Origin of the sequence: Pedobacter fastidiosus (assembly GCF_014306625.1) — a bacterium.
Classification (GTDB): domain Bacteria; phylum Bacteroidota; class Bacteroidia; order Sphingobacteriales; family Sphingobacteriaceae; genus Pedobacter; species Pedobacter fastidiosus.
In genome coordinates this window covers 193680-214722 of the sequence record NZ_JACRYL010000004.1, presented here as the reverse complement: position 1 = coordinate 214722, position 21043 = coordinate 193680, and the positions used below count along the sequence as shown (strand labels likewise).

At 35.6% G+C, this 21043-nt stretch carries 15 protein-coding genes; 2 read left to right on the top strand and 13 right to left on the bottom strand.

The features are described 5' to 3' along the window. Positions 1-42: 42 nt before the first annotated feature. The 8 genes from H7U22_RS06070 to H7U22_RS06035 form a co-directional block, all read right to left on the bottom strand. Positions 43-423 (bottom strand): hypothetical protein, encoded by a 381-nt coding sequence (locus tag H7U22_RS06070; RefSeq protein WP_187070452.1) that lies wholly within the window; start codon positions 421-423, stop codon positions 43-45. Positions 424-566: 143 nt separating this feature from the next. Beyond that, positions 567-971, bottom strand: coding sequence for a hypothetical protein (locus H7U22_RS06065; protein WP_187070451.1), 405 nt, complete (start codon positions 969-971; stop codon positions 567-569). 124 nt (positions 972-1095) lie between these two features. Next, the gene (locus H7U22_RS06060) at positions 1096-2520 is read right to left on the bottom strand and encodes an alpha-amylase family glycosyl hydrolase (RefSeq protein WP_187070450.1); all 1425 of its coding nucleotides are present in this window, start codon (positions 2518-2520) and stop codon (positions 1096-1098) included. 11 nt (positions 2521-2531) lie between these two features. Next, on the bottom strand, positions 2532-4991 hold the full coding sequence (locus H7U22_RS06055) for a glycoside hydrolase family 31 protein (protein ID WP_187070449.1): 2460 nt from the start codon (positions 4989-4991) through the stop codon (positions 2532-2534). A 58-nt stretch (positions 4992-5049) separates the two neighbouring features. Next, on the bottom strand, positions 5050-6099 hold the full coding sequence (locus H7U22_RS06050; protein WP_187070448.1) for a SusE domain-containing protein: 1050 nt from the start codon (positions 6097-6099) through the stop codon (positions 5050-5052). Positions 6100-6110: 11 nt separating this feature from the next. Then, positions 6111-7706 carry a RagB/SusD family nutrient uptake outer membrane protein gene (locus tag H7U22_RS06045; protein ID WP_187070447.1) on the bottom strand — a complete coding sequence of 532 codons (1596 nt, stop codon included), beginning with the start codon at positions 7704-7706 and terminating at the stop codon, positions 6111-6113. A gap of 18 nt (positions 7707-7724) precedes the next feature. Then, a complete protein-coding gene (locus H7U22_RS06040) occupies positions 7725-10703 on the bottom strand; it encodes a SusC/RagA family TonB-linked outer membrane protein (RefSeq protein ID WP_187070446.1) in 2979 nt (992 codons plus the stop codon). Positions 10704-11047: 344 nt separating this feature from the next. Beyond that, positions 11048-12676 (bottom strand): DUF6377 domain-containing protein, encoded by a 1629-nt coding sequence (locus H7U22_RS06035; protein ID WP_187070445.1) that lies wholly within the window; start codon positions 12674-12676, stop codon positions 11048-11050. 175 nt (positions 12677-12851) lie between these two features. Here H7U22_RS06035 and H7U22_RS06030 point away from each other — a divergent pair, with 175 nt between their 5' ends. Further along, a complete protein-coding gene (locus H7U22_RS06030) occupies positions 12852-13178 on the top strand; it encodes a hypothetical protein (protein WP_187070444.1) in 327 nt (108 codons plus the stop codon). A gap of 29 nt (positions 13179-13207) precedes the next feature. Here the strand turns inward: H7U22_RS06030 and H7U22_RS06025 are convergent, their stop codons facing one another. From H7U22_RS06025 to H7U22_RS06005, 5 genes are read right to left on the bottom strand one after another with little or no spacing between them, the layout of a single operon-like run. Continuing rightward, positions 13208-14398: an AGE family epimerase/isomerase gene (locus H7U22_RS06025; protein ID WP_187070443.1), complete on the bottom strand. Its 1191-nt coding sequence runs from the start codon at positions 14396-14398 to the stop codon at positions 13208-13210. Between the two features lie 2 nt (positions 14399-14400). Further along, on the bottom strand, positions 14401-15585 hold the full coding sequence (locus tag H7U22_RS06020) for a glycoside hydrolase family 130 protein (RefSeq protein WP_187070442.1): 1185 nt from the start codon (positions 15583-15585) through the stop codon (positions 14401-14403). Positions 15586-15606: 21 nt separating this feature from the next. Then, positions 15607-17433: a sodium:solute symporter family protein gene (locus tag H7U22_RS06015; RefSeq protein ID WP_187070441.1), complete on the bottom strand. Its 1827-nt coding sequence runs from the start codon at positions 17431-17433 to the stop codon at positions 15607-15609. A gap of 25 nt (positions 17434-17458) precedes the next feature. Then, a complete protein-coding gene (locus H7U22_RS06010; RefSeq protein WP_187070440.1) occupies positions 17459-18613 on the bottom strand; it encodes a glycoside hydrolase family 26 protein in 1155 nt (384 codons plus the stop codon). A gap of 6 nt (positions 18614-18619) precedes the next feature. Continuing rightward, the gene (locus tag H7U22_RS06005) at positions 18620-19741 is read right to left on the bottom strand and encodes a glycoside hydrolase family 26 protein (protein ID WP_187070439.1); all 1122 of its coding nucleotides are present in this window, start codon (positions 19739-19741) and stop codon (positions 18620-18622) included. Positions 19742-19956: 215 nt separating this feature from the next. Between H7U22_RS06005 and H7U22_RS06000 the strand changes: the two genes are divergently transcribed. Then, a complete protein-coding gene (locus H7U22_RS06000; RefSeq protein WP_187070438.1) occupies positions 19957-20832 on the top strand; it encodes a helix-turn-helix domain-containing protein in 876 nt (291 codons plus the stop codon). Positions 20833-21043: the final 211 nt, after the last annotated feature.

The window sequence follows — 21043 nt, the reverse complement described above, 5'->3', positions numbered from 1 at the left end:
GCTGTTGTGCTACCATAAACTGGAATACACAACAGCTTTTAATTAGTTTGAATTACAATCTTCTGCTGATACTCCATCTGCAGACAAAACCTTTACAGGTAGTGTAATTGCCGGACAAGGAACACTTTCTTCTTCGCCATCTTTATAATGGTATTTTACATAGAAAATTTTCCCTGGAACTTTAAATTTTTCAGGAACGTTAAGCAATGCAGCTTGATAATCGATTACATCTCCATTACTATCTAATATTGGCGTAGCATCTTTATTTTTAGCTGTAAAGCTCACTAAAGAAGCATCTTGATTTGGACAATAAGCGGAAATGTATTTTACTTGATAGCACATTTTTGTTTGAACATCTTTTTCGCATGAAAAGTGTAAGACAACAAAAAGTAGCAAAATGGAAAGAATTGAGAGCCTCTTCATAATAATTGGGTTACTTGCTTTGATTAGTTTGTAAAGATTAATAAACGTTTTAATTCTATAAAGGATGATATGTGGAAAGGTTCAAAACCGTTACAGAAAGGTGTTTTTACTTGATAAGAATTTTAAGATTATCTTTTTAATGATTAATAAGTGAGCTTTGGTTTTCCATTTTCGCAAGCCACGCCTTTTGGCGCCACAATAATTGCACAAGGCCCCATAGCATTATATTTCTCATTATAAATAGCTTCTTTTTCTGTAAATAATTTTATCTTTTCAAAAAGGGCTTTCTCATCAACCTTTGAAGAATAGGCAATAAATCCTGATGCTCCACCACAAGGTCTTGATCCAACCTCTACAAACTTCCATTCGCCAGCATTTTCACATGGATATTGATGTGCTTGCTTTTCTATATCCGAGTAAAGTACTTTGAGAATTTGTTCATCGACGCTTTTAGTCCTCAGGCCAGGCTCTTTGCAGGTAAAAAACAAAGCCGAAAACATAGCCATTGTAATGAAGAGCAACAAAAAGGTTTTAGCGTTTGGTTTCATAAGTAATAATTTATTTCTAAAACGAATGATACTGCGGAAACGCTACACTAAAAATAAATTAAAACAAAAAGCTCTAACAAATTAATGCTAGAGCCTATTGCTAAAACCATTTGTGTATTTGAAATTAGTTTTTCTTCAAGATTAAATATTGATAAGGTTGCAACGTAAGCTGAGTAGCTAGGGCAACATTATCCAAAGTAAGTGCATTTTTCCAAGTTGTATTTTGTAAAGTTGCAGGCAAAGCGTAATTAATTGCCGTGGCCCTAGCATTAACTAAGATAACAACATCATCCGTTCCAGAAACTTTTTCATAAGCAATAATGTCTGTATTATTAAAAACTGTTAGCGCTCCTCTTTTTACAGCTTCGCTGGTTTTTCTAAATGCAATTAGCTTTTTATATTCATCAAGCATATCTGGATTTGTGGTCCAATCAATTGCATCTTTGTAAAAAAAATCAATCTTTTTAGGGCAACCAACCTCCTGTCCATTGTATAAAAGCGGCGTTCCATCCATTGTACTGGCCAAAACGAATGCAGCTAAAGCACCTTGCTTACCCTTATAAATGGTTATTGCACTTCCATCAGAAGATGTAACATCGTGGTTGGTAATGTATCGCAATTTGTAACTTCCACTAACCAAGGTATTATTTTCATTGGTATTGGTTGCAAAAATGGAGCTTGGTGCTTGCGTATCAGCAAAAATCCCCTTTAAAGTGTTGTAATAATCAAAGGCATAATTGAGTTGGAAACCTGCTGTTAATTGTTCTTTTTTACTTCCTTCACCCAATAAAATCAGCTTTCTGGTATCGAATTTTTTTAGCGTATCTAGAGCTTGTTTCCAGAAATCTGTTGGCACAAAATCTGCCGCGTCAAATCTATAACCATCTACATTAGCCGTTAAAACCCAATATTTCATTGCCCTAATCATTGCTTTGCGCATATCTGCATTATCGTAATTTAAGGCAGCCACATCATTCCAATTTGTACCTGGCGGGATTATTATATTTCCATTTGCATCTTGTTTGTACCAAGCCTTATTGCTAATCCATGCGTTATCCCACGAAGTATGATTTGCAACCCAATCTAAAATTACGGCAATATCTCTCTTATGTGCCTCTTCAACTACCAGTCTCAAATCATCCAAAGTACCGAATTCTGGATTTACGGCGTTGTAATCTTTAACCGCATAAGGGGAGCCTAAGCCGCCTGCCGATTTTAATTGCCCAACGGGATAAATTGGCATTAACCAAATTACATTTATGCCCAAACTTTTAAGATTATCCAAGCGATCTTGCAAACCTTTTAAATTTGCCTGCTGACTAAAAGAGCGAAGATTTACCTCATAAACCACTGCATCTAGAGTATTCGGCACCTTTGCAAATGGTGTTCCATAAGCTACAGGATCTTTATAACCATCTGTCGGCGTTACAATTGGTGGCGTTGGTGTGGGCGAATCAGGTCCAGATTTTTTGCATTGAACAGCCGAAATAGTAACTAGAAAGAGTAGCGATAATATTTTCATTCGGGTACGGATGTTTGTGAGTTTCATATTTCTTATTCTTAATAATTTATTAAAATGCTTCCTGCTTCATTTTTAATCAAAAAAAATTTTATTAAACAGTTTTCAGGTGGATATGGGTTAGCTTGAGGATCGGTATTGTTTGCAGCGCCCATCCAAGCAAACTTACTTGTAGTGTAATCGATTTTTTTGTTCTCAATTTTAAATCCAGATGTACTTTCAAAACCATGGAAAGCGAGTTTTATAAATTTAAACTGGCTCTTGTAATCTCCTTCTACTTGGTTAAAATTGATCAGTTTTTTTACTGGATCAAAAGTAATTAGGCGTTTATAAAAGCCACCTTTTTCATAATTATAGCTTTTGCCATCATCTTCGTAATACACGAAACTATTTGCAACATCGCCTTTATAAATATGAATGGTCAACGTATCCGTGGGTTTTTCACCAGTATTTTGAATCAACGATTGTTGTGGAATAATGCTTCCTCCCTTTACAAAAACAGGAAGTTTATTGGCGTTCAACTGAATAATTTTCTCTTGATTTCCAGCCAATTTTGCATCGGTAAATAAATCGTACCAATTACCTGTCGGAAAATAAATTTTACCATATTCTTTACTGCTTTCAAATGGCGCAACCATAAAGGCGTTTCCAAACTCATATTGATTTTGAAACTGAGCATCCAAAATTTTAGGATCGTGAGTATAATTAATTGCCAATGAACGCATTATTGGTAATCCACTTTGCGTGGCTTCATAAAAATTTGAGTATAAATACGGCAACAACTGGTAACGTAAACTGATGTAATTGCGAGCAATATCTAAAACATCTTCACCAAAGCTCCATGGTTCTGATGATTTGGTATTCAAAGCTGTATGATTTCTGTAGTAAGGCGTAAATGCCCCCAATTCGATCCATCTTGTATATAATGCTGGAGTTGGATTTCCGGTAAACCCGCCAATATCCATTCCCGAAAACGCAACGCCACTTAAGCCCAAACTATTCATTAAACGCACACCTGCAAGCATATGATCATCTTCTGCCCGATTATCACCAGTCCAGATTGCGGTATAACGTTGCAACCCAGCATAACCAGAACGCGTTAAAATAAATGGCCGTTCTTTAAATTCTTCTTTGGCTCCTTCATAACTCGAACGGGCCATTTGCAAACCATAAACATTGTGTGCCTGTAAGTGACTTGTTTGTTTTCCATCGTAATCAAATAGCACATTATCTGGCATTTTTTGTCCCCAAGTCGCAATTTCATTCATATCGTTCCAGATGCCACTTACACCAGATGCCGAAAAGAATTTAACTTCATTGCGCCACCAAGCCCTTCCTTTTATGCTTGTAAAATCAGGAAAATTACACCAACCCGGCCAAACCTGACCTGTGTAGGGTTCTCCATCTAGATATTTAATGTAGATATTATCATTAATACCTCGTTCATAAGCACCTGCGCCTTTTTCTACCTTAATTCCAGGATCTACAATTACAGTTGTTTTAAAACCCAATTTATTTAAATCGGTATTCATTTTCAATGGGTTTGGAAAACGATCTTTATTCCATGTAAAGAGCTTGTAAGCGTCCATATAATGAATGTCCAAAGTAATTCCATCGGCAGGAATCTTCTTCTCTCTTAATGTGTTTGCAATGCGCATCACTTCGGCCTCTGGATAATAACTATATCTATTTTGCTGATAACCAAGCGACCACATCGGAGGCAAAGGCATTCTTCCTGTTAAATAAGTATAAGAACGGATAATATCTGCTACCTTTTTATGGTAGATAAAATAATAGTTTAGTTCTCCTCCTCTCGCACCGAAAGATGAAAAACGATTGTTGCTTGCTCCAAAATTAAAATCAGATTGATATGTATTATCTAAAAACAACCCATAGTTTAGCCCATGGTGCAAACCAATGTAAAATGGAATAGTAGAGTATAGTGGATCAGCAGTAACCGCGTAGCCATAAACGTCACTGTTCCAATTAGTATAGCCGTTTCCTTTGCGATCTAAATTTCCAGTTTTTTCTCCTAAGCCCACAAAATGTTCATCAGCCTGCATTTTTTTATAATTAGTAACTGATGATGAAACCCAAGAGGTGGTTAACCCTTTTTCATCTTCATTGATTACTTTTCCATCCAAAGTGTAAAATGCTATACTGAAAGGTTTTTTCTGGATAACGGCTTTCAAAGAATCTGTGGTGATGCTTATCTCTTGATCATTTTGTGTGATCACGGATTTTACATCTAACGGTTTCCCGACAACTGCATACGAAAAATCAGCATCTAATACTTTCTGATCTATCCTAACTCTGATTACGGATGAGGAATAGACACTTATTTTAGCGAAGGCATTATCTAAAGTAATGTCTACATCCTGTTTCCCAATTTTTACATCCTTTACTTGCCCAATTTGTATAACGGGTTTAGTTTGACTAAAAGCAGAAAGCGAAAAAACAAGTGCGAATATGAATTGGTAGAATATATTTCTAAATTTCATTTTAAGAATTTAAAAAGGAAGAACGAGAACTTTTAATTTCGTTCTTCCTTGTACGAATCTAATTTTTAACTACCGTGTACAAATATTTGTTGGCTGTAGCTTGTTTAAAATCAATAGTGATGGTGTAATTTCCATTTGCGGTAATGGTGATGGCATCGTTGGTTTGAATTAATGTGCCTGTAAAAGCATTTACATCTGCCGGACCAAAATTGATATCCCAAACATTATTTGCTCTGAATTTTAGCGCACCTGCCACCAAGTTTGCAGTAACTTTCCAAACGCCATTGGTTTTATCATAAGTCATTGGTGTAGAATTGTCCCAAACGCCTGAAGTTGCAGAACCGATAATTCCGAAAGATTGGATTAAAGCGGTAGAATAAGTTAAGTTTTTGGTATCTACATTAAGTTTGTAATAACCTGGTGCGCTAACTGTTACACCACCAGCAAGACCATCGGTTGTTAATTTACCAGCGCCACCATCACCATAATTAATATGGTTCCAATCCGCAGCAGAGGTAAATTTAAATTGATCGGCCACACTCATATAAACAAAACCTTCATATTTAGAGTCGGCTACGAAACGAATAAACGGCGCAACATCTGGTGCCCAATTTTGGTAAGCTCCAGGAACAAATAATTTATCTGGCGCCAGCTCTTTATACGTTGTAACCGAAATTTTAATTGGTACCGAAGTGATTTTGTTGTTATTACTTAAAGTTGCGGTAACTCTAATTTCTACATCTGATTTTGCATTTGCAGTTAGATTTAGAACATTTAGCAAAGTAGTATTTAAACTCCCAAGCGACATAGAAACTGAATCGGCGTTTGAGTTACCAATATTTACGGCGCTTGCAAAATTTTTGCCAGCAGCATCTAGCTGAACCGTATAATTTAAAACCACAGCCACGCCAAAATCTGCCTTTTTCCATTTTACTTTAAAGGCTTTTGTGGTATCGGGAGCAGTAATTACAATTGCTGAAGCATTTACCGGAATCGTTATAATTGGTGCACCAACATTGGTTTTTATTGTTGCAACAATGTTATTATCCTTTTTGCAGGCTGTAAAAGCAGTTACAAAAAATAGGATGAAATATATTAATCTTTTCATGATTGGGAGATTTAATAACCTGGATTTTGAACTAAATTTGTGTTAAGCAATAAATCTGAAGCAGGAATTGGGAAAATGTTGTAGCGGGCATCAGTGCCTGTTCCAGTTATAACATTCCCTTTCCAATCCCACAGTAAGCCACTGCCAGTAAATTTTCCAAAACGGATTAAATCTGTTCTTCTATGGCCTTCCCAATAAAGCTCTCTTCCGCGTTCATCCAACAAGAAATTTAGATTTAATTGCGCAGTAGAAATATTTCCTGATGTATTTCCATAGGCTCTGGTGCGCAAATCATTAATTAGTTTTAAAGCTTTAACAGCATCGCCACCTGCTCCACCACGAACTGTTGCTTCAACGTAGTTTAAATAAATTTCGCCCAAGCGAATCAAAGGAAAATCGGTATCTGCAAAGGTGCTATTCGAGCCAACAGCGCCTGTTGAAGTTATATTTTTAAACTTTGCAGATATATATCCTTCTGTAAAAATTGTTGGATGCGTTATCGTTAATGTCTGATTTTTAGTGTAGAAAATCGCTCTTTTATCTGTCGCTCCAGATGGATCAGCAAATTTAGAAGTCACAAAAGAACTTGTCATTCTGTTTCCTGCCCAACCTCCAGAAGCAATTCCATAATCGTTTGCAGCATCTTGAGAACCTCCAACTCCAGCGTGAATAATAAATGTCATATCGCCATAACTTCTCGAGTTAGTTCCATCACAAGCAATAGGCATTATTATTTCTTGCCTATATTTATGGTTATCAGCCAAAAACAATTGCGGATAACTCGCATTTAAGGCATATTTTCCAGAGTTTAAAATCTCGTTGGTATAGGTAATACAATCGGTATACCTGGCTTGGCCTGTGTAAACTTCAGCGTTTAAATATAATCTACTCAATAATGCCCATGCAGCAGCCTTATCAGCTCTTGCGTATTCGTTTGTTCCGGCATCAGCCAATGCTGGCAAAATTGCTTTTAACTCACTTTCTATATAGGCGAATAATTCGGCTCTTTTAATTTGTTTTGGCAAATAAGCACCTGGTTTATCAGCTTCAGTTACAAAAGGAACGTTAGCGTATAAATCCATTGCACACCAGTAAAAGTAAGCTCTTAAAAATCTTGCTTCTGCCTGATAGCGGGTTACATCTGCTTTTAGCGACCCATCTAAACCACTCATTTTATCGTTTACCGAACGGATATATTCATTGCAATAACTGATATTGATGAACAAACGCTGATACATCAGTTTTACGTAAGAATTCTGATCAGACCAATTGTGCCCATGATATTCTACCAAGCCACCATCGCCCCATGCGTTGATGCATTCGTCTGTAGTTGCTTCCTGTGCAGACCAATATTCTCTTAAAAAAGCTGTAGTGCCTTCATCTGGAGCAGAAATTTCTGCAGCACCGAATTCGCCCTTTTGCCCTGTTAATGAAAGTGTGGCGTATAATTTTGCCAAAAATTGTTTGTAAGATTCAGGACTATCGAATACCGTAGCCGAAGAAATAATTTTAGGATCTTTTGGTTTTACATCCAAATCCTTTTTACAAGCTGTAATCAGCGTTGCTGAAAGTAAAAATATGCTAAGTATTGATTTATGAAGTTTCATGTTTTCTTGATCTAATGATTAAAAATTACAGTTTAATCCTAATTGGTAAATCCTCGCTCGAGGGAAGAAATTGTTATCCAACCCTCCACTTATTTCTGGATCTAAGCCTTTATACTGTGTAACTACGAACACATTTTGAACACCGGCATTAAGACGGATTTTTAACTTATTTTTCACGTAAGTTGGTAAAGAATAGCCCAATGTAATGTTGTCCATACGGAAGAACGAAGCCTTCTGAATGTAATAATCAGATAAAACAGTTTGTTGAGCTGTAGTGAATTGGGTATCTTCTGCTGCTTTGGTTTGGTTAGATAGATAACCTAACGAAGAATATAAACCGCGATAAGTACTTCCGGCAGCAACATTATTGTAATTGTAATTTCCAAGACTTAATCTTCCAGAGAAACTAAAATCCCATTTTTTATAGGTCAGTTTCGAATTTATCCCCATTTGAACTGTTGGATCTGGTTTTTTATAGATATACTGATCGGCACTATTGATTATATTATCGCCATTTCGATCTACATAAGAATCTTCTACAGGTTTTCCATTTGCATCATAAATTTGCTGATACACAAAAAACGAGTTAATTGGCGAACCTACTTTTTGAGCTTGTATGGTTCCGGAGGTTGTTCCAGAAATTCCGCCCAATTGGATGATGTAATTCGGATCATCATTTAAAGCCAAACGTGTAATTTTATTCTTGTTATAACTGATATTATACCCTAATTGCCAGTTAAAATTTTCTTTCTGAATCACCACGGCATTTAAACTAAACTCTGCACCGCGATTTTCCATACTACCGATATTGGTTAAAACAGTAGCTGTAAAATTGGTTCCAACGGGAACGTTTACAATGCTTAATAAATCTTTCGTTTTACGGTAATAAACATCTAATGAACCTGTTAAGCGATTATTAAGAAAACCGTAATCTAAACCAATGTTCGATGTAGTAGTGCTTTCCCATTTTATGTTTGCATCATAACCATCAGGACGCAAAGTATTGTAAAATGTATTGCCAAACTGATATCTAGAAGTTTGATCGCTAATGGTGTATTTTGCTAAATAAGGATAGTTATTCCCATTATTCAAATCCTGCTGACCTGTAACTCCATAACCCAATCTTAATTTTAAATCGGATAAAGTATTGCTATTTTTAAGGAAGCTTTCTTCTTTAATTTTCCAGGTTAAAGCACCTGCAGGAAATAAGCCCCAACGTTTATCAGGCGCAAACCTCGACGTCGCATCATCACGAAGGGTAAAAGTTAAAAGGTATTTGTTTTTGAAAGTATAGTTTAATCGTCCAAATAAAGACAATAAATAGTATTCTGTTATGTACTCGTTAGGTGGTTGAATGGAAGTCATGGCTACATCAGATGATGTGCCTCCGCCCTCTCTGTAAAAATGCGACCAAGAATAACCACCAGTTACGTTAAATACACTTTCTATCGATTTAACATCCTTATTGTAGTTTAAATAAAAATCTACCAACTGGTTTTTTCGACTTTCATTGTAATTGCTTAACCGACCGCCAGCAACAACTGGAGTGTAAACCCACTGTGTATTGTCTTGAACGTTATTATGCCCAACCGATTTTTCGTAATCATAACCAAGGTTTAAGTTGGCATGCAAATCTGGAAAGAAATGAAGTTTATAATCAAATTGTGCATTCCCAATACTTCTTTTAACTACCGAAGTATTATCTGTTAAATCTAACATGGCAACAGGATTTGCAGTTGCTAAAGTTACCGGTGGGCCATTTGGAGTACGATCGCTTGTCCACGTTGTATAGCCTCTCCACCTTGTGTTACCATTAAAAACCGGTTGACTTGGATCATAATTTACAGCGTTGCCAACTGCGGCCTGTTCGGCAAAATTGTTGGTATTATATAATCCTTTTAGGTTTAAGTGAATGTTTAAATGATTTTGAAACAAACTCGGATCCAAGCCCAAAGCCAAAGTTGTACGGCTAAAATTATAAGTTTTTAAAACACCATCAGAATTGTTGTAACCTAAAGATAATCGATATGGAAGATTTTTGGCTGTTCCTGAAACACTTAAATTATGATCTTGCGCAAAAGCCTTTTGATAAATTTCATCCTGCCAATTTGTATTTGCCGAGCCCAATAAAGAAGTAATTGCAGTTTGGCCACCGTAAACTTTATTTACAACAGCTCTAAATTCATCGCCTGTGTAATTATCTACATACTTTGGCAAAACCGATAACGAAGTGGTTAAGCCATAATTTACCTGAAACTGTTTAGTACCTCGTTTTGTGGTGATTAATAAAACCCCATTTGATGCTCGAGCTCCATAAATAGCAGTGGCTGAAGCATCCTTTAAAACGGTGATATTCTCCACATCGTTAGGATTTATACTTGCCAAAATATTGGCAGAACCGCCCATTGGTGTATTATCTATCGGAACGTTATCAATTACAATTAATGGATCGTTACTGGCATTTAAAGATGCCCCACCGCGAATGCGAATGGTAGATGTATTTCCAGGTGCGCCACTATTTGAGGTAATTACAACTCCGGGCAGTTTACCCACGATTGCATCCTGAATAGAATTTACAGCACCTTTATTAAAATCTTTTGCGGTAACCACACTTAATGACCCTGTTGCATCGCTTTTGCGAATGGTTCCATAGCCAATAACAGCAACATCATTCAGTATTTGGGAAGATGGCTGAAGTTGAAAACTTAAATTTGTTGATGTGTTTACGGTTACCTGCTTTTCTAAATTATTGTAGCCAATAAAGCTTGCCACCAAGGTTTGCGAACCCGTTGGAACGCCAGAAAGTTTAAAATAACCGTTTACATCTGTAGCGGTTTTGATTGTTGTACCCTTTACAGTAATAATTGCTGAAGGTAGTGGGAGGTTCTTTTCGTCGTTTACTTGTCCTGTTACCACACCGTTTTGGGCGAATACCCAATTGGATAAGAATAACAAAAATAGCAGACACCAGTTCCTTAGGGAGTAGATCTTTTCCATTAGCTCAATATGTTTATAATTTGGTTTGTGGTGATTGAGTTGTTGCCCAATTCACAATTCAAAGAAACGAGGCTTTGAAATCAAAAACAATTTATCAAAAGCCGATATAGAAATTAAATGGAAAATACAAACGTTAAAAATCTGATTATCAATATATTAAATACCAATTAACATACTTGGAATATAGAACTAATATTAAGTGATATTGCTTTTTCATAAAAGAATAAACACGTCTAACAAAATTTTGCTTGGGTTATGCTGGAGAGAAATTTTATCATTCTTTGAGAAATACTTTAATTTTTTTTTAAGTTCTTCAACGCTCCCAGCCCTTAAAACTTCGGAAGTTAAACCGCTTCGATTTTCATAATTCGATCTTCAAACTCATCGTTTTGGATGATTGATTTCGTTTTTATTCTATTTTTATAAGCGTAGATTGTATTTACAGAATAACCCAAAATTTTAGAAATACGGTCATTATCATGAATCCCCATTCTAATCAGCGCAAAGATTCTGAGTTCGGTACTTAATTGCTGGCCTTTAGGAATCTGGATTTCATCTTCCGGTTTAAAGAAAGAATTAAACTTGCTTATAAAATCAGGAAACAATCTTAAAAAAACATTATCGAAAGTATTGAAGAGCTCATGTCTTTCATTTTCCAAATTTAGGCTATTCACCGCCCGTATCGCATCATCGTATCTTTTGCTCGTTAGTTTTTTATCAATAGAAGTTTTAAAATTTTCAAGTTTCTCAATATAAACCGAATTGATATTAAAATAATAACTAATGTATTCGTTTTTAATGGTATTGGCAATGCTGAGCTTTTTGTTTACCTCTTCCAAGGCTTCATTAGTTTGTTGAAGATTGATATTCGCTTCTTTAATAATGGCATCTGCCAGCCTAATTTTTTTAAGCTGACGGAAAATAATAACGGCAAAAATAATTACAAAAACCACCAGCAAAGTAATAATGGAAGAGTAGATGTAAAGGAGCTTTTTTTGGTGTTCGATTTGATTAATCCATTGCGCCTCGATAATGGGTAAAATATTACTGATCTTTACCTGGCGATGCAGGGCGCCATAGAAAGTTGCCTCATCCATAGCTTGTTTGATGTAGATATAGGCATTTGTAATGTCTCCTTTTTTATATAACAGATCAGCCAGTTTATAACTTGCAACCGTTTCTTTGGTAGCTGATTGCAGATCGGTAATCGCCGCTTGGATGAGTAGCCGAACAGACTTTTCTTCTAATCCCTTGCTTTCGTAAATAAAACTTAAACAGCAGGCATTTATGGCAAATTGATGAGGCGTTAAATTTGGGGCGTCCAATAAAGCTTTATAAACCTTTTCGCCACCACTATAATCTCCTGTTCTTAAATCTTTTAAACCTTGCAGTTCCAAATAGCTTGTAGAGTTTGGTTTAGCAATTTTCAAGGCTGAATCTATACACTGAATACCTTTGGGATTATAAATGTTGGTATAATCTGGATTTCTATTGTAATCAGCCAAATCAAAATAACTTCGCGATTTTAAAAAGTAGTAAGCGATTTTATCTTCCGTTGGGATAATATCGACATTAATACTATTTAAAACTTCGAGCGTTTCTTTAAACATTCCTGAAGAAAGAAGTGTAAAACCCATCTTCATTTTTGCAGATGCGATGCGTAAAGGATCATTTAAAGCTACTGCGGTTTGTTCTAGTTTTTTGGCATAATTATAAGATGAATCGTAACTGAATGATTTATACTCTTCGTATAAAGCTTCGTAAATTTTAAATTGTTCTTGATGATTTTTTGCTCCAAAAGATTGGTTTCTAAGCTTTGAGATGCGCTCCTGCTTTTTTTCGATATAGATTTCCTTTTTCTGAAGAACCAAATTGAGTTCGTTCAAAAGACTATCATTAAGCGATTGTGAAAACGCGTTCAGCGAAAAAAATAGGAAGACAATAAATAACGGGATGTGCTTGGTTAGTTTCATTAGATCCGATTAGGGATTGGAATCTTAAAATTAGCAATAATTTTTCGTTTGCAAAATAGACTAAAAAAAGCTTCACAAAGCATAGTAGAAAATAAAACTTCTAAGAATACTTTATATAAAGTTTCTCAAAACCACTTCTCATTTGTTCGTGTTCAACTAATATGAATTTAAGCCTATGAATAAAAAGATTACAATCACCAATCAGAAATCGTTAAGAGAATATATGCTTTTTTTAAAATCTGACTTAATAGAGAAAGAGCAGGCAATGAAAAAGAATTCAAAAGGGATAGTAAAAAGCTTTCCTTCTAAAATGTTTCAACACAAATCTAGTTTAGGAAGCGTGATGAATAAAAGTGCCGTCGCAAATAATCCTATCGGAAAACTTTTATCTACGGTGGTTAAGAAAACGCTACTAAAAAAATCTGGTTTTCTTTTTAGGCTAGTCGGTGGCATTTTTGCAAAACGAGCAGGAAAAAGAATTGAAAGAAAATTACTTTTTTAATGAATTATGTATTCTGTTAGTATTGAATTTTATCCAATTCTACGGATAAGCTCTATACATGCCCTACTGTTGTGATAAGGGCATTTCCATATACCTACTTTATCTTCGTTTGGCATAATTTCTCCAACTTCGGTAATTCCCCAAAACCATTCGCCTTTATCGTAATTGATGATTTTATCTTTTACAAACGACCAGTTTTTCAAGCTAATTTCAAAGAATTGTTCGTTTTTCGATATTTGCCATGCATTGAAAAAACCAACCATAGCTTCTGCCTGAACCCACCAATGTTTTTCTTTTACAATGTGTTTTTTAGAGGGTTCATCCTCATACCATAAACTCCCATCGGCATCTAAGCCCTGTTTAGAAACATAGGCCATCTTCACTGAAATTGTTTTTATGGTTTCAACTAATGCTTCATCGTGCACCGCTTCTGCAGCCTCGAGCAATAACCAGGCGGCCTCAATATCGTGTCCGTAAGAAATTATGTCTGATTTTGGAACCCAGTTTTCATCAAAAAACAAAACTAAATTTCCAGTTTTTTCATTGATAATATGTGAAGTGAAATTTTGGATAAGCTCCATAATTTTTCGCCTCAAATGTTCATTTGGCCAAATTTTATAGAGCGTTGTAAAAGCCTCTAGAACATGCAAATGTGTATTCATCGTTTTCTTTTCATTCGCATCCTTTTCGCTCAATCTTAAATCATCCAAAGATTTCCATTCTCTACTAAATGCTTCAAAATAGCCACCCTTTTCAGCATCATAACTATTGGCGACCAAGTTTTTGTACAGCTCAATAGCCTTTTCTTTAGCAAGGTTATTTTTACTGGCAACAAAATATTCGCTAAAGGCATAAATAGTGAAAGCTATGGCATAAACCTGCTTTTTTGTGTCGATTGGGTTTCCTTTTGCATCTAGCAACCAATAAACACCACCAAATTCATCATCAATAAAATGGTTTATAATGTACTGAAAGGCTCGATCAGCAATTGCTAAATCATCAACATTCCCTTTTAAATTATAAGCTGAGGAAAAAGACCAAAGAATCCGAGCATTTAATACACTTCCTTTCGGCGCTGTATAATCAATGTTATTGTCATTATCAATCTTTCCTACAAAGCCTCCATTAACATTATCAACAGTAAAATTCTTCCAATAGCTCAGAATATTTTCCAATTCTGAGCTTAATTCTTCTTTATATTTTGCTAAATCTAATTCCAAACCTATTCCGAAATTACTGAACTTACTTTGTTCTTTTCAATATTGGTTAAAATTCTATTTACCGTAGCGGCCGAACGCAATTCATCGGCAGGCGTATTCATTACATAATCTACAAGAATATCTAATGTACTGGTTGCAACATGCATTCTCGTATCGGATGAGGCGTAATAAATAAACATTGTTCCGTCTTCATCCAAAATCCATCCATTGCTAAACACTACGTTAGATACATCTCCGATTCGTTCTTCTCCTTCTGGAGCTAAAAAATATCCAGCAGGTTTATAAATTACTTTGGTTAAATCGTTTAAATCTGTCATAAACATATACAGCACATAACGTAATCCAGCGGCGGTATTTCTTACACCATGCGCTAAAAATAACCAGCCATGTGGTGTTTTAATTGGCTCTGGACCCATTCCATTTTTCGCCTCGTAAACCGTGTGGTAATTTTTATTATCAACGATTGCTTCTTTATCGATCACTGCATTTTCAATGGATGCACTTAATCCAAATCCAATTCCACCACCGGTTCCGCTTTCAATAAAACCATCCTGCGGACGAGTGTAAAAAGCGTACTTACCATCCACAAATTCTGGATGCAAAACCACATTTCGCTGCTGTGGAGATGGTGTTTTTAAATCTGCCAAACGTTCCCAAGTTTTTAAATCTTTGGTACGCACAATTCCACACTGCGCAACAGCCATAGATTGATCGTGCGCCGGCGCATTCGGGTCTTTTCTTTCTGTGCAGAACAAACCATACATCCAACCATCTTCATGGGCAACAATACGCATATCGTAAACATTGGTATCAGGCTCACTCGTTTCTGGAAGTTTTACAGGCTCATCCCAAAAAGTAAAATTATCTATTCCGTTATCGCTTTCAGCAACAGCAAAAAAAGATTTTCGGTCTGTTCCCTCTACCCTAACAACTAAAATATATTTGTTGTTAAACTTAATTGCACCGGCGTTAAAGGCTGCATTAATCCCAATTCGCTCTAACAAATAGGGGTTCGTTTGCGGATTGAAATCATATTTCCAATTTAAAGGCGCATGACCTGATGTTAAAATAGGGTTTTCATATCTGTCGAAAATCCCATTTCCCAAACCTGCTTTTTTATTCTTAATTGCAACTAAATTTTGGTGTGCTTCCTCTAATTGCTGTCTTCTTTTTTCAAAATCTATCATAAAAATATTTTATTATCTTTTTTAATCTTCTAATTTATCCCACCATGTTCTTTTCAGAATAAATACGATTACTGCTAAAATGGCAATGGTTATAAAAAGTGGTGTGTGCATGCTCAAGATGAAATACATAGGTAAAATGGTTAAGCAAAGCTGGGCGATGATTCCCAGCACTACATTAAACATATCGAGCTTAAATCTTTTGTTGGCTTGAAAAGTTGGATCATCTGCGACAACCAAGGCATGGATTGGCTTCCAAAAACCCCATGGTCTAACGGTTTTGTAAAACGATTTTAAAGTAGCTTCTTCCGTTGGAGGTGCAGCGTAAGTACCAACAATACAACCAATCATAGAAAGTGCAAATAATAGTGGCCACCAGTAGAGCGGCAAGCCATGCGTTACATAAGGCATTGCCAAGGCTGCCCCTATACCAACGGCCATTCCCCAGAAAAAACCATTTGCATTAAAACGCCACCAATACCATTTAAGGCAGTTTGCAGCTACATAACCGCCGTATAAGCCGCCAACAATCCATTGCAGAATATCGTTTACGTTATTGGCGAAAAAACCTAGAATTACCCCAATTGCAACCACTACAATACCAACAATATAATTCATGTTGATTACCTTTTTGGTGCTTGCAGAAGGGTTAATATATTTTAAATAAATATCGTTTACAATATAAGCTTGAGCAGCGTTAAGCGTACCGCTAAAAGTACCCATAAATGCGCCCAACAAACCTGTAAGTACAATTCCCAAGATCCCAACGGGAAGAAAATTATTGATGGTTGCAGGTAAAATCCGTTCGAAATCGGTAACGCCATCCGGGCCTTTTAAATAAATTTGATTGTAATATAACAATGCCAAAACAGTTAAACCGATCACCATCGAATAACGAATTGGCAATAAAATGATACTCACAAAGCCCGTCATTTTACTCGCATCTTTTGGACTTCTAGTACTTAAAACCTTTTGCATATCATAATTTGGAGCTGGGCCTGCCAATGATGCAAAAACACCTTTCAACAACATCATTCCAAAGAAGATTCCAAATAAACTGAATCCATCATCGGCAATTTTTTTATTGGCATCTGCAGCGATTTTGCTCCAATCCAAATCTAATTTCCAGCTGAAGAATGGATCATCCCAACCTTTAGGAACATTCAACGTTTGTCCATGAAGATGGTTCATCGCTATTACTGCAATGGCCACACAGCCAATCGTCATAAAGGCATATTTAATCATATCGCCCAAAACGATGCTGTGCATTCCACCTAAAATGGAATAAAACATAGCGAAAAGCGTAAATACAATCCCATAGAAATGCGGAACGTATTTGGCTGGAACATCAAACGGTACATAAGCTTTTACAAAATCCCATGGGATAAAAATTTCCATGAATTTTCCCAAACCGATAAAACCATAAGCTAAAAATCCAAAACAACTAATTAATGCAAATGCAATTACTACAACGTGAGATCCTTTTACACCTTTCCCGATGGTTCCAAATCTTGTTTGCAACCATTCTGCTCCGGTATTTGCATTACTTCTACGCAACCACTTGCTTAGAAACATCATCATAAAAACCTGATTGAATACTGGCCAAAGCCATGGAATCCAAATACTTTTTAAGCCGTACACAAAGCATAAAGCAACCATCCACATGGTTCCGCTTATATCGAACATATCTGATGCATCACTCAGCCCAAGCTTATACCAAGGCAGAGATTTTCCACCCATCATATAACTTTCCTTGTTCTGCTTGGCTTTTTTTCGATACCAAAAGCCAATGAAAATCATTGTAGCGAGGTAGAGGATGATGATTAAAACGTCTATTAATTGTAACTTCATATTTGGTTATTATTCTGTAAATTATTTAGTTAGGTACTATTATTGGTTTCTTCGTATCGTACATATCCCCTATATTTTTAAGAAAAAGTGTTTTTGGGTTATTATAAAATTCTTTAAAATCGATTTCACTCGGGTGACCAGGATATGGCGCATAAAAATGACCTGTATGCGCATTTCGCCAAACCATCAAATAAGATATTTTTGAAGCTTCAGCATCGTTCATTATTTTGTTAAAAATAGTTGTGAACCATTTTGGCTGAACAAGTTTCTCTTGTCCCGTTTCTGTAAGCGCCGCGATCTTATTTTTAGAGATTGCATAAGCGCAAATTTGCCCGATCGATTTAACGGCTAAATCAATTGATCGTTCATCATCTAAATCTTTAAATTCGTAATAGTTATCAAAACCAAGTACATCAACGAAGTCATCGCCAGGGTAGCGCTCCATATAATTTTCAAAATTACCCGAAGTTCTATCTGGAGAGTAAGCGTAAATTATATTATGTAGTTGCTTTTTATCTCGAAGATATTGAACCGTAAATTGCCATAAAGCTTTATATTCTTGCGGGGTACAAAAAGGCTTTCCCCACCAAAACCAATTGCCGGTATTCTCATGAAATGGACGAAAAATTACTGGAATGGAAACCCCTTTATCGGTTTTTAAAGATTTAATTAGCGAGGCAACTTTATCTAAAGATTTGGTAAATTCCTTATGTTTTTCGCCACCAGGCAAAATAGAGGAAACACATTTTGTGGTATCGTAAAAATTCTTTCCAGTCACAAAATTCTGAACATGCCAGCTCAATGTATTTATTCCACCCATTTTGTATGCTTGCAAGCAATAACTTTTAAGTTTTTCGGCATTTTGAAGTTGATTTTGTTCCGAATCATCTTTGGCAATAGATTCCAAATCCCATCCGAATAGTGCCGGATGAGAACCCGTTATACTCTTAACATCGCTCTTATCATATTCACCTTTCCAACCAACCCCATACATTAAAGCATCTTGCTGACCGAAAAGCACTCCTTTTCCAGCCAAGTTTTTCAAATTATAAAACAGGGCTTTCGTTTCTGTAGTTGCCTTAGGATCTATAATATTATTTTCTAATACAGATTTTTGTCCATAGGAAAACCCGAACGTGGCAAGAAATAAGAAAAGCAACAAGGGAAGATATTTTTTCATGCTTTTCTAATTATAAATTGAATACTTTTTTAATCCCTTTTGAAGAAGAATTTTATTACCCTTTATAAATTCTAGGAAATTTGGAGCGGAAACTTGTCCGGGATATGGCGCATAATAATGATTATCCTTTTCTTTTTCTCGATAGCCAGCATTGCGCCAAAACAGAACATAAGATGGTTTATTTTCTAAAATTGCCTTCGCAAAAACATTTGTCCACCAGTTAGCATCAGGAATCTCGACAAATCCAGTTTCTGCAAGCGCACTTAATTTTTTGCTTCCTTTGGCTATTTTATTTTGAATGGCTAAGTTTCTAGCAACATCTTGGATAAATGATTCTCCCTTTTCGATTCCTCCATATTGATAGTAGTCGAAACTTAGCACATCCGCAAAATTATCACCTGGGTAACGCTCTAAATATTGTTCTTGTGTTTTAAAATCGCAGGGATTAAATACATAAATCAAATTATGAACCTGTTTTTTATCTCTTAAATATTCTACAGTAAATTGCCATAAAGCTTTATATTCTTGCGGGGTACAAGATTTTGCTCCCCACCAAAACCAACCTCCGCCATTTTCATGAAACGGCCTAAATAGAATTGGGATTGCCTTTCCATCAGTACCTTTTAATGACTTAATGAATACAGAAAACTTATCCAGCCAGCTTTTATAAAGTAAATGTTTTGAACCATTTGGGAGTATAGACTTAACGGCAACTGAACTGGTATCCCAAGAGGTTTTTCCATTTATTGGATTACCCATGTGCCAGCTTAAAGTATTTATCGTACCTAAATCATAAGCTTTTTTAATGTATTGTTTCATTTTTTCAAATGGAACGCCATCAATATTTTGCTTTTGATTGGTTTCTAAACCAGAAATATCCCAACCAAAAACTGCAGGATATTGTCCAGTTAAATCTTTTATATCACTCCTATTATTCTGATATTTCCAACCCACTCCATAAGCCATATCATCTTGATGCCCGAATAGCACTTCCTTACCAGACAACTTCGTTAAATTTTTAAACAAATTTTTAGTCTGTTGCGTTGCTTTTCCATCAATTGATTGAGCAAAAACAGGAATAAATGAAATGCAAAAAAACAAGAAAAATGGCAGTATTTTTTTCATCATTCTAATAAGGCTTGGTTAGTATTTTGGCTCATTTAATAATAGTCTAAAATAGTCCATCAATTGAATTAAAAATAATACTATTTTAACCAATTAGTATATAATAAACATAATTTAAACCTTATTAACTCCTTAGAATATTAATAAACAAATATATTTTTGTTACATTGCATCAATGTTCTTTTATCTTAAAGATATTTTTTTTGAACCTATAAGTTATGAATAACATCATTAAAGAAATTACGCCACTCACTCAAAATGATTGTTTCACTATTTTTTCGAGGGTAAAACAAGACTTCGATTTTCCGCTACATTTTCACGAAGAGTTTGAACTTAATTTAATTTTAAACGCTCCAGGTGCAAAGCGAATTGTAGGTGATAATATTGAAGAAATTACCGACATGGAATTGGTATTGGTTGGGCCTAATTTATCTCATGTTTGGACAACCCATAACTGCAAAAGCGAGGAGATTACTGAGGTTACTATTCAGTGGCATAAAGATCTTTTTGATGATAAAATGTTGCGCAGAAATCAGCTCAGTTTTATTCGCAAAATGTTCGAACGTTCAGTTCGGGGAATCTTATTCCCGAGAGAAACCATCGAAAAGGTTCATCAACGGATATTGGATATTAACCAGCTCCAAGGATTTGATTCTGTTCTAGAATTAATGAGCATTTTACACGATTTATCCTCATCAAAAAGTATGCGGGTATTATCCGATGCTACTTTTAATAACGACCAAGTTTTAAATTACAACAGCAGAAGAATTGATAAGGCTTTCGAGTTTATGAACGCAAACTTTAATAAGCCAATTACCTTAAAAGATTTATCGAAATTGGTGAGCATGACAGAAGTTTCCTTTAGCCGATTTATTAAAAAACGTACCGGAAATACATTTATAGATAGTTTAAATGAAATCCGATTGGGTCACGCTACTCGGATGCTCATTGAAACCACGCATTCTGTTTCGGAGATTTCTTATAAATGTGGATTTAATAATATTTCAAACTTCAATCGCCTGTTTAAGAAAAAGAAACATTGTACACCTAAAGAATTTAGAGAAAATTTCTCTGGAACGAGGGTATTTATTTAGTTTTTTAAAGAGGATTAATTACCAGGTAAAACTTGAAACTTCCTGAATTTAAGTTTCGGTCGGTGAGACACCAACCGATAGTCCTAACAATTTTGTTTAATTTTTTTCATCTATTAGTTGGTGTCTCATCCACCGATAGGCCCAATAATTTTGTTTAGTTTTTTTTATCTATCTGTTGGTGTCTCACGACCGAAAAAGCCAAGATTAACTT

Coding starts and splice junctions, on each gene's coding strand:
- H7U22_RS06050 (WP_187070448.1), bottom strand. CDS start 6,099: ATGAAAAGATTAATATATTTCATCCTATTTTTTGTAACTGCTTTTACA.
- H7U22_RS06045 (WP_187070447.1), bottom strand. CDS start 7,706: ATGAAACTTCATAAATCAATACTTAGCATATTTTTACTTTCAGCAACG.
- H7U22_RS06070 (WP_187070452.1), bottom strand. CDS start 423: ATGAAGAGGCTCTCAATTCTTTCCATTTTGCTACTTTTTGTTGTCTTA.
- H7U22_RS06015 (WP_187070441.1), bottom strand. CDS start 17,433: ATGAAGTTACAATTAATAGACGTTTTAATCATCATCCTCTACCTCGCT.
- H7U22_RS06010 (WP_187070440.1), bottom strand. CDS start 18,613: ATGAAAAAATATCTTCCCTTGTTGCTTTTCTTATTTCTTGCCACGTTC.
- H7U22_RS06035 (WP_187070445.1), bottom strand. CDS start 12,676: ATGAAACTAACCAAGCACATCCCGTTATTTATTGTCTTCCTATTTTTT.
- H7U22_RS06040 (WP_187070446.1), bottom strand. CDS start 10,703: ATGGAAAAGATCTACTCCCTAAGGAACTGGTGTCTGCTATTTTTGTTA.
- H7U22_RS06055 (WP_187070449.1), bottom strand. CDS start 4,991: ATGAAATTTAGAAATATATTCTACCAATTCATATTCGCACTTGTTTTT.
- H7U22_RS06030 (WP_187070444.1), top strand. CDS start 12,852: ATGAATAAAAAGATTACAATCACCAATCAGAAATCGTTAAGAGAATAT.
- H7U22_RS06060 (WP_187070450.1), bottom strand. CDS start 2,520: ATGAAACTCACAAACATCCGTACCCGAATGAAAATATTATCGCTACTC.
- H7U22_RS06000 (WP_187070438.1), top strand. CDS start 19,957: ATGAATAACATCATTAAAGAAATTACGCCACTCACTCAAAATGATTGT.
- H7U22_RS06065 (WP_187070451.1), bottom strand. CDS start 971: ATGAAACCAAACGCTAAAACCTTTTTGTTGCTCTTCATTACAATGGCT.
- H7U22_RS06005 (WP_187070439.1), bottom strand. CDS start 19,741: ATGATGAAAAAAATACTGCCATTTTTCTTGTTTTTTTGCATTTCATTT.
- H7U22_RS06020 (WP_187070442.1), bottom strand. CDS start 15,585: ATGATAGATTTTGAAAAAAGAAGACAGCAATTAGAGGAAGCACACCAA.